Raw genomic sequence first — 9,844 nt, 5'->3', positions numbered from 1 at the left:
TATTGACTAGTGGAGTCAATACTATGATTTACAGGAATTTGAAGACGTTTAATACCGTCATTTATCCTTAGGAACAAAGCAAAAAATGGCTTTGATTCAAGCCTTTATTGCCGAACCATCTATACTCTTTCTTGATGAACCTATGAATGCTTTGGATGAGAAGAGTGTGAGGTTAACCAAACAGGTCATTTTATCTTATCTGAAAAAAGAAAATGGTCTGGTTATCCTGACTTCGCACATATCGGAAGATATTTCAGATCTTTGTACAGATGTATTAGTTGTCGAAAATGGGCATATACAATATTTAAAGGATATACAATCCTAGGAGGTGGCTTATGGAACATCTAAAATCATTTATTACACGCTATTCTAAGGTCTATATTGGTTTAGTTCTGTTGATCTGGATTGCTTTCTTCTTTGTTCCTTGGGATAAACCAGTTCTGGGAATATCTATCAATCTCTTAATCATGCAGAAAGTTTTACTAGTTTTTGGAATTCTGTCGATTTTGATGGCCTTACTGTCCAAGAAAGTCAGTCTCTTTGTTTTTGGACTTATCTGTTGTCTTTCTTTTTGGATAAATCTATTTATCCTATTTGCGATTTTGCCGATTTTTGGCAATTAAAGTATCATAAAAATCAGAGAGGTTAGCTTGGAAACTAGCCTCTTTTTCCTTTTCAAAATGGGGATTCTTCCTTGAAAATAATCAGTAATTGTGCTAAAATTAAAAGAACATTCTAAAATATTCAGAATAAAAAGTAAGGAAAATCATGGCTAATATTTTAAAAACGATTATTGAAAATGATAAAGGAGAACTTCGTCGTCTGGAAAAGATGGCTGACAAGGTTTTCAAATACGAAGACCAAATGGCTGCTTTGACTGACGACCAACTAAAAGCAAAAACAGTTGAATTTAAAGAACGTTATCAAAATGGAGAATCACTGGATTCACTGCTTTATGAAGCATTTGCGGTTGTCCGTGAAGGTGCTAAACGTGTCCTAGGTCTCTTCCCATATAAGGTTCAGGTCATGGGGGGAATCGTTCTTCACCATGGTGACGTGCCAGAAATGCGTACAGGGGAAGGAAAAACCTTGACTGCGACCATGCCCGTATACCTCAATGCCCTTTCAGGTAAAGGGGTTCACGTAGTTACGGTCAATGAATACCTGTCAGAACGTGACGCGACTGAAATGGGTGAATTGTACTCATGGCTTGGCTTGTCAGTAGGGATTAACTTGGCTGCCAAATCTCCAATGGAGAAAAAAGAAGCCTATGAGTGTGATATTACCTACTCAACCAACTCAGAAATCGGATTTGACTACCTTCGTGATAACATGGTCGTTCGCGCTGAAAACATGGTACAACGTCCGCTTAACTATGCCTTGGTCGATGAGGTTGACTCAATCTTGATTGATGAGGCGCGTACACCTTTGATCGTATCAGGTGCTAATGCGGTTGAAACTAGTCAGCTCTACCACATGGCAGACCACTATGTGAAATCTTTGGACAAAGACGACTACATCATCGATGTACAGTCTAAAACTATTGGTTTGTCTGATTCAGGGATTGACAAGGCTGAAAGCTACTTCAAACTTGAAAACCTCTATGACATCGAAAACGTAGCTCTGACTCACTTTATCGATAATGCCCTTCGTGCTAACTACATCATGCTTCTCGATATTGACTATGTGGTGAGCGAAGAACAAGAAATCTTGATCGTTGACCAATTTACAGGTCGTACCATGGAAGGTCGTCGTTATTCTGATGGATTGCACCAAGCCATTGAAGCTAAAGAAGGTGTGCCAATTCAGGATGAAACCAAGACATCTGCCTCAATCACTTACCAAAACCTTTTCCGTATGTACAAGAAATTGTCTGGTATGACGGGTACAGGTAAGACTGAGGAAGAAGAATTCCGTGAAATTTACAACATTCGTGTTATTCCAATCCCAACAAACCGTCCTGTTCAACGTATTGACCACTCAGACCTTCTTTATGCAAGTATCGAGGCTAAGTTTAAGGCGGTTGTCGAAGACGTTAAGGCTCGTTACCAAAAAGGTCAGCCTGTCTTGGTTGGTACAGTAGCGGTTGAAACCAGTGATTACATTTCTAAGAAATTGGTCGCAGCTGGCGTTCCTCACGAAGTCTTAAATGCTAAAAACCACTATAAAGAAGCCCAAATCATCATGAATGCTGGTCAACGTGGTGCTGTTACCATTGCGACTAACATGGCCGGTCGTGGTACCGACATCAAGCTTGGTGAAGGAGTTCGCGAATTGGGTGGACTTTGTGTGATTGGTACAGAACGCCATGAAAGCCGTCGTATCGATAATCAGCTTCGTGGACGTTCAGGTCGTCAAGGAGACCCAGGTGAGTCACAATTCTACCTATCTCTTGAAGATGACTTGATGAAACGTTTTGGTTCTGAACGCCTGAAGGGAATCTTTGAACGTCTCAACATGTCTGAAGAGGCCATTGAGTCTCGTATGTTGACACGTCAGGTTGAAGCAGCGCAAAAACGTGTCGAAGGAAATAACTACGATACCCGTAAACAAGTCCTTCAATACGATGACGTCATGCGTGAACAACGTGAGATTATCTATGCTCAACGTTACGATGTCATCACTGCAGATCGTGACTTGGCACCTGAAATTCAGGCTATGATTAAACGCACGATTGGTCGTGTCATTGATGGTCATGCGCGTGCCAAACAAGATGAAAAACTAGAGGCAATTTTGAACTTTGCTAAGTACAACTTGCTTCCAGAAGATTCTATTACGATGGAAGACTTGTCAGGCTTGTCTGATAAGGCCATCAAGGAAGAGCTCTTCCAACGTGCTTTGCAAGTTTACGATAGTCAGGTTTCAAAACTACGCGATGAAGAAGCAGTTAAAGAATTCCAAAAAGTTTTGATTCTACGAGTGGTAGATAACAAGTGGACAGATCATATCGATGCCCTCGATCAATTGCGTAACGCGGTTGGACTTCGTGGCTATGCTCAGAACAACCCTGTTGTTGAGTATCAGGCAGAAGGTTTCCGTATGTTTAATGACATGATTGGTTCGATTGAGTTTGATGTGACACGCTTGATGATGAAAGCACAAATTCATGAACAAGAAAGACCACAAGCAGAACACCATATCAGTACAACAGCGACTCGCAATATCGCTGCCCACCAAGCAAATATACCAGAAGATTTGGATTTGAGCCAGATTGGACGGAATGAACTTTGCCCATGTGGTTCTGGTAAGAAGTTTAAAAACTGTCACGGTAAAAGACAATAAAATGAGATAGTTTAGAGGCGGATACCTTGTGAAAAGTAAATTTTTACTTGGTATCCGTTTGATTTATAAGGAGATGAGTTATGGTATTTACAGCAAAAAGTCCTAAAATTAATATTGAAGAAGTTCGTGCCTTATCAAAATTAGAAGGCCAAGCTTTGGAGAGAAAATCTCAGCGCGATCAAGAACTTGAAGCCATTATACGTGGAGAAGACCAGCGAATTCTCTTGGTAATTGGGCCATGCTCATCTGACAATGAAGAAGCTGTTCTTGAGTACGCTAAGCGTTTGGCAGCTTTGCAAGAAGAAGTGGCAGATCGTATCTTTATGGTTATGCGTGTTTACACTGCCAAACCTCGTACCAACGGAGATGGCTATAAGGGCTTGATTCACCAGCCTAATGCGACAGAAGCGCCTAGTCTTATCAATGGAATCAAAGCCGTTCGCCATCTTCATTATCGTGTTATCACAGAAACAGGTATGACAACAGCTGATGAAATGCTTTATCCTGAAAATCTTCCGCTTGTAGATGATTTGATTTCTTACATGGCGGTTGGTGCCCGTTCAGTTGAAGACCAGCAACACCGCTTTGTGGCAAGTGGGGCAGATTTCGCAACTGGTTTTAAAAATCCGACATCTGGAAATCTCAATGTTATGTTTAATGGGATTTATGCTGCTCAAAACAAACAAAGTTTCCTTTTCCTAGGAAAAGAAGTGGAAACAACTGGGAACCCGCTTTCGCACGCCATTCTTCGTGGAGCAATCAATGAATATGGTAAGAATATTCCTAACTACTACTATGATAATTTGATGGATACTATTGCTCAATATGAGAAAATGGGCTTGGAAAATCCTTTTATCATTGTGGACACCAATCATGACAATTCTGGTAAGCAATATATGGATCAGATTCGAATTGTCCGCCAGACCTTGATTAACCGTGATTGGAATGAAAAAATCAAGCAGTACGTTCGTGGCTTTATGATTGAGTCTTATCTAGAAGACGGCCGTCAGAACGAACCGGAAGTATTTGGCAAGTCTATCACGGACCCTTGCCTGGGCTGGGATAATACGGAAGCCCTTGTCAGAGAAATCTACCAAACGCTAGGAGAATAAGATGGCATTTATTGAAAAAGGTCAAGAAATCGATATTGAAGCAATCAAGGCAGAAACTCAATTGTCTGCGGAAGCCTTGCGATTAAAGGAGCGTCGTGATAGAGAATTGGCAGACATCATTTCAGGAGAAGATGACCGTATCCTTTTGGTGATTGGTCCTTGCTCGTCTGACAATGAAGAGGCTGTCTTGGAATATGCCCGTCGTTTATCTGCTTTGCAAAAGAAGGTGGCGGACAAGATTTTCATGGTTATGCGTGTTTATACAGCTAAACCTCGCACCAACGGAGACGGCTATAAAGGTTTGGTTCACCAGCCGGATACTTCTAAGGCTCCAAGTCTAATCAACGGTTTGCAGGCTGTGCGCCAGTTGCACTATCGCGTGATTACAGAGACTGGTTTGACAACGGCAGATGAGATGCTTTATCCGTCAAATCTTGTCTTGGTAGATGATTTGGTCAGCTACCATGCTGTTGGGGCTCGTTCTGTGGAAGACCAAGAGCACCGTTTTGTGGCTTCAGGAATTGATGCACCAGTAGGGATGAAAAATCCAACCTCTGGAAATCTTGGGGTTATGTTTAACGGTATCTATGCCGCTCAAAACAAACAAACCTTCCTCTTCCATGGCCAAGAAGTTGAGACTTCAGGTAATCCTTTGGCCCACGTCATCCTTCGTGGCGCAGTCAATGAATATGGAAAAAATGAGCCTAACTTTTACTATGAAACCTTGCTAAATGCCATTGAACGTTATGAGGCAATGGGACTTGAAAATCCTTTTATCCTCATCGACACCAACCATGATAACTCAGGCAAGCAATATATGGAGCAGATTCGAGTGGTTCGTAAGACCTTGCAGAATCGTGATTGGAATGAGAAGATTAAAAAGACGGTTCGAGGCTTTATGATTGAATCTTACCTAGCAGATGGTCGTCAAAACCAACCAGAGGTCTTTGGTTGCTCTATTACCGATCCTTGCCTAGGTTGGGAAAATACAGAGGCCTTGGTAGAAGAAATCTATGCTACCTTGACAAAATAAGTGAAAAGGATGGAGTTGGGGGAATCTCAACTCCTTTTAATGAGAATGATAGTTGGACACGGAATTGACATCGAAGAATTGTCTTCGATAGAAAGTGCAGTTACACGACATGAAGGCTTTGCTAAGCGCGTGCTGACCGCTAAGGAAATGGAACGGTTTAACAGTCTTAAAGGGCGCAGGCAAATCGAATATTTGGCTGGTCGCTGGTCGGCTAAGGAGGCCTTTTCCAAGGCTATGGGAACGGGCATTGGCAAGCTCGCTTTTCAGGATTTGGAAGTCTTGAATAATGAACGCGGGGCGCCTTATTTTAGTCAGTCACCATTTTCAGGAAAGATTTGGCTGTCTATCAGCCATACCGATCAGTTTGTGACAGCCAGTGTCATTTTGGAGGAAAATCATGAAAGCTAGTCCACATAGACCAACCAAGGCTCTGATTCATCTGGGAGCTATTCGACAAAATATTCAGCAAATGGGGGCTCATATCCCTCAAGGAACGCTCAAATTTGCAGTGGTCAAGGCCAATGCCTACGGGCATGGAGCTGTTGCTGTTGCGACGGCGATTCAGGATGAAGTTGATGGCTTTTGCGTTTCCAATATTGATGAAGCCATTGAACTCAGACAGGCTGGACTCAGCAACCGAATCATCATTTTAGGAGTTTCTGAAATCGAAGCTGTTGCTCTAGCTAAAGAATACGACATCACCTTGACAGTGGCTGGACTGGAGTGGATTCAAGCACTCTTAGATAAGGAAGCGGACCTAACTGGATTGACAGTCCACCTTAAGATTGACTCAGGAATGGGACGGATTGGTTTTAGAGAGGCCGGTGAGGCTGAGCAGGCTCAAGTTTTGCTCCAACAACACGGTGCTCGTGTTGAAGGGATTTTTACCCACTTTGCTACTGCAGACGAGAAATCAGATGACTACTTTAATGCCCAGTTAGAACGGTTTAAAACTATTTTGGCCAGTATGAAAGGTCTTCCAGAGCTGATACATGCCAGCAATTCGGCAACGACCCTTTGGCATGCAGAGACTATTTTCAATGCGGTCCGTATGGGAGATGCTATGTATGGTCTTAACCCTAGCGGAGAGGTTTTGGACTTGCCTTATGATTTGACACCGGCCTTGACCTTGGAGTCTGCCTTGGTTCATGTCAAAACAGTTCCAGCTGGAGCCTGTATGGGCTATGGAGCGACCTATCAGGCGGATAGCGAGCAAGTCATTGCGACGGTGCCAATCGGCTATGCGGATGGATGGACACGAGACATGCAGAATTTCTCTGTCTTGGTAGATGGTCAAGCTTGCCCAATCGTTGGACGAGTATCGATGGACCAAATCACCATTCGTCTGCCTAAACTTTATCCGCTGGGAACAAAGGTAACTTTGATTGGCACCAACGGAGACAAGGAAATCACAGCTACTCAGGTAGCGACCTACCGTGGAACCATTAACTATGAGGTGGTTTGTCTCCTCAGCGACCGTATTCCGAGAGAATATTATTAAAAAGAAAGGAGTGGAGCATGAATCTATATCAACCCTTGCATGTCTTACCTGGTGTGGGGCCAAAGTCAGCAGAGAAATACGCTAAACTAGGAATTGAAAACTTGCAAGACCTCTTGCTCTACTTTCCTTTCCGTTATGAAGACTTCAAGACCAAGCAGGTATTGGAACTGGAAGATGGGGAGAAGGCAGTTCTTTCTGGTCAAGTCGTGACTCCTGCCAGTGTCCAGTATTATGGTTTCAAGCGCAATCGCCTGCGCTTTAGCCTCAAGCAGGGAGAAGTCGTTTTTGCGGTGAATTTTTTTAACCAGCCCTATCTAGCAGATAAGATAGAGTTGGGAGCAACTCTTGCCGTCTTTGGAAAATGGGACTGCGCCAAGGCTAGTCTGACAGGGATGAAGGTTTTGGCTCAGGTGGAAGATGACCTCCAACCTGTTTATCGCTTGGCTCAGGGAATCAGTCAGGCCAGTCTGGTCAAGGTTATTAAGACGGCTTTTGATCAGGGACTGGACCTCTTGATAGAGGAAAATCTTCCCCAGTCTTTGCTGGACAAATACAAACTCATGTCCCGTTGTCAGGCTGTCCGCGCTATGCATTTTCCTAAGGATTCGGCAGAATACAAGCAGGCCCTTCGCCGTATCAAGTTTGAGGAACTCTTTTATTTCCAAATGCAATTGCAGACGCTCAAGTCTGAAAACAAGGTTCAGGGGAGTGGTCTGGTTCTGAATTGGTCTCAGGAAAAAGTGACAGCTGTTAAAGAAAATCTGCCATTTGACCTGACCCAAGCTCAGGAAAAGAGTTTGCAGGAAATTTTGGCCGACATGAAGTCGGACCACCACATGAATCGTCTCCTGCAAGGGGATGTGGGGAGCGGAAAAACTGTGGTCGCTGGCTTAGCCATGTTTGCAGCGGTGACAGCTGGCTATCAGGCAGCCCTAATGGTGCCGACAGAGATTCTAGCAGAGCAACACTTTGAGAGTTTGAAGGGGCTTTTTCCTGATTTGAAACTGGCTCTCTTGACAGGTTCCTTGAAAGCTGCAGAAAAAAGAGAGGTCTTGGAGACCATTGCCAAGGGTGAGGCTGATTTGATTATCGGAACCCACGCTCTGATTCAGGATGGGGTGGATTATGCTCGTCTGGGCTTGATTATCATCGATGAGCAGCACCGTTTTGGTGTGGGGCAAAGGCGTATTCTAAGGGAAAAAGGCGACAATCCAGATGTTCTCATGATGACAGCGACTCCTATTCCACGGACGCTGGCTATCACAGCCTTTGGCGATATGGATGTTTCCATTATCGACCAGATGCCAGCAGGACGGAAACCTATTGTGACACGCTGGATCAAACATGAGCAATTACCTCAGGTCTTGACTTGGTTAGAGGGGGAAATTAAAAAAGGTTCACAAGCCTATGTTATCTCTCCTTTGATTGAAGAATCAGAAGCTCTGGATTTGAAAAATGCCATTGCCTTATCAGAGGAATTGACAGCTCATTTTGCAGGTAAGGCAGAAGTGGCTCTTCTACATGGTAAGATGAAGAGTGACGAAAAAGACCAGATTATGCAGGAGTTCAAAGAGAGAAAGACGGATATTCTGGTTTCGACGACGGTTATCGAGGTCGGGGTTAATGTTCCCAATGCGACTGTCATGATTATCATGGATGCTGATCGCTTCGGTCTCAGCCAGCTTCACCAGCTCAGGGGTCGTGTCGGTCGGGGAGATAAGCAATCCTATGCTGTTCTCGTTGCCAATCCCAAGACGGATTCTGGGAAGGACCGCATGCGCATCATGACAGAAACGACTAATGGATTTGTCCTTGCGGAGGAAGATTTGAAAATGCGCGGTTCAGGTGAGATTTTTGGAACCAGACAGTCAGGTCTCCCAGAGTTTCGAGTGGCTGATATTATCGAAGATTTTCCAATTTTAGAAGAAGCCAGAAAGGTGGCTAGCTATATTAGTTCTATAGAAGGCTGGCAAGAGGATCCAGAGTGGCGCATGATTGCTCTTCATCTGGAAAAGAAAGAACATCTAGATTAAGCTTTCTCTAAGGAAAACTTAAGCTAGCTTTCAGGTTTGGCCCTTATACTAGAGTCATCAAAAAGAAACGAGGACTCTCAGATGACAGTAACGATTAAAGTAAATTACCAAACCACTTTCCAAAAGAAAGAAGCAACAAAATAAGATTGAATAGAAGAAAGAGCAGGGATGCTCTTTTTTCGTTTCTAAAACTACTTTCAGTCTATCATCCCCAAAATAAAGAATCTAAAATCACTTTCTATTTACTCTTCTTTCTTGCATTGCTTTTCTAGATATGCTACAGTTGTGATAGCGATTACAAAATAAAAGGAGTATGCTATGAAAAATCCAGCTTTATTAGAAGAAATTAAGACCTATCTAGGAAGGGACGAGGTTCCACAAGACTTTGATGCTTTCTGGGATGAGGAAGTGAAAAAAGTCTCCACTCTTCCAGCCTACCAGTTGGAGGAAAGAGATTTCCACATTCCTCAAGTCAAGTGCTATGAGTTAACATTTGAAGGAACAAATGAAGGAAAGGTTTATGCGCGCGTTGTTCTTCCAAAAAGTGAGGATAAAGTTCCAATAATTTTCCATTTCCATGGTTATATGGGACGTGGCTGGGACTGGGCTGACATGCTAGCCTATACTGTGGCTGGTTACGGTGTTGTTTCCATGGATGTGCGGGGACAGTCAGGTTATTCACAGGACGGTTTGCGTTCTCCTTTAGGAAATACAGTTAAAGGACATATCATCCGTGGTGCTGTGGAAGGTCGGGACCATCTCTTTTATAAGGATGTTTATCTGGATATTTACCAGTTGGTCGAAATTGTTGCTAGTCTGCCTCAGGTAGATGAGGAAAGACTTTCTAGTTATGGTGCCTCACAAGGAGGGGCTTTAGCCCTGG

Annotated in this window: 8 protein-coding genes and 1 pseudogene; all 9 read left to right on the top strand. The window is 43.4% G+C overall.

Translation table 11 applies throughout. The annotated features are described in order from the left end of the window. Nucleotides 1–16: 16 nt before the first annotated feature. Nucleotides 17–325: pseudogene (locus tag QZ565_RS05950) on the top strand (ATP-binding cassette domain-containing protein); the annotation flags it as partial. Between the two features lie 10 nt (nucleotides 326–335). Then, nucleotides 336–623: a hypothetical protein gene (locus QZ565_RS05945; RefSeq protein WP_000400607.1), complete on the top strand. Its 288-nt coding sequence runs from the start codon at nucleotides 336–338 to the stop codon at nucleotides 621–623. Nucleotides 624–768: 145 nt separating this feature from the next. Next, nucleotides 769–3,282 (top strand): preprotein translocase subunit SecA, encoded by a 2,514-nt coding sequence (gene secA / locus QZ565_RS05940; RefSeq protein WP_295526896.1) that lies wholly within the window; start codon nucleotides 769–771, stop codon nucleotides 3,280–3,282. Nucleotides 3,283–3,362: 80 nt separating this feature from the next. Beyond that, nucleotides 3,363–4,394, top strand: a complete 1,032-nt coding sequence (locus QZ565_RS05935; protein WP_000232190.1) for a 3-deoxy-7-phosphoheptulonate synthase — start codon at nucleotides 3,363–3,365, stop codon at nucleotides 4,392–4,394. Nucleotide 4,395: 1 nt separating this feature from the next. Then, nucleotides 4,396–5,427, top strand: coding sequence for a 3-deoxy-7-phosphoheptulonate synthase (locus QZ565_RS05930; RefSeq protein WP_049523943.1), 1,032 nt, complete (start codon nucleotides 4,396–4,398; stop codon nucleotides 5,425–5,427). Between the two features lie 45 nt (nucleotides 5,428–5,472). Then, nucleotides 5,473–5,835, top strand: a complete 363-nt coding sequence (gene acpS / locus QZ565_RS05925) for a holo-ACP synthase (protein ID WP_295526900.1) — start codon at nucleotides 5,473–5,475, stop codon at nucleotides 5,833–5,835. Continuing rightward, on the top strand, nucleotides 5,825–6,928 hold the full coding sequence (gene alr, locus QZ565_RS05920) for an alanine racemase (protein WP_295526888.1): 1,104 nt from the start codon (nucleotides 5,825–5,827) through the stop codon (nucleotides 6,926–6,928). The genes acpS and alr overlap by 11 nt, the downstream gene beginning before the upstream one ends. 17 nt (nucleotides 6,929–6,945) lie before the next feature. Beyond that, nucleotides 6,946–8,961 (top strand): ATP-dependent DNA helicase RecG, encoded by a 2,016-nt coding sequence (recG, locus tag QZ565_RS05915; protein WP_295526884.1) that lies wholly within the window; start codon nucleotides 6,946–6,948, stop codon nucleotides 8,959–8,961. A gap of 318 nt (nucleotides 8,962–9,279) precedes the next feature. Then, nucleotides 9,280–9,844: acetylxylan esterase (locus QZ565_RS05910; protein WP_295526881.1), on the top strand; the 565-nt coding region annotated here is incomplete at its 3' end.

The sequence above is a fragment of the uncultured Streptococcus sp. genome (assembly GCF_915066115.1).
Classification (GTDB): Bacteria; Bacillota; Bacilli; order Lactobacillales; family Streptococcaceae; genus Streptococcus.
Note: the sequence above shows the minus strand (reverse complement) of the source record. Positions and strands in the feature narration are given on the sequence as shown.

Coding starts and splice junctions, on each gene's coding strand:
- QZ565_RS05945 (WP_000400607.1), top strand. CDS start 336: ATGGAACATCTAAAATCATTTATTACACGCTATTCTAAGGTCTATATT.
- secA (WP_295526896.1), top strand. CDS start 769: ATGGCTAATATTTTAAAAACGATTATTGAAAATGATAAAGGAGAACTT.
- QZ565_RS05935 (WP_000232190.1), top strand. CDS start 3,363: ATGGTATTTACAGCAAAAAGTCCTAAAATTAATATTGAAGAAGTTCGT.
- QZ565_RS05930 (WP_049523943.1), top strand. CDS start 4,396: ATGGCATTTATTGAAAAAGGTCAAGAAATCGATATTGAAGCAATCAAG.
- acpS (WP_295526900.1), top strand. CDS start 5,473: ATGATAGTTGGACACGGAATTGACATCGAAGAATTGTCTTCGATAGAA.
- alr (WP_295526888.1), top strand. CDS start 5,825: ATGAAAGCTAGTCCACATAGACCAACCAAGGCTCTGATTCATCTGGGA.
- recG (WP_295526884.1), top strand. CDS start 6,946: ATGAATCTATATCAACCCTTGCATGTCTTACCTGGTGTGGGGCCAAAG.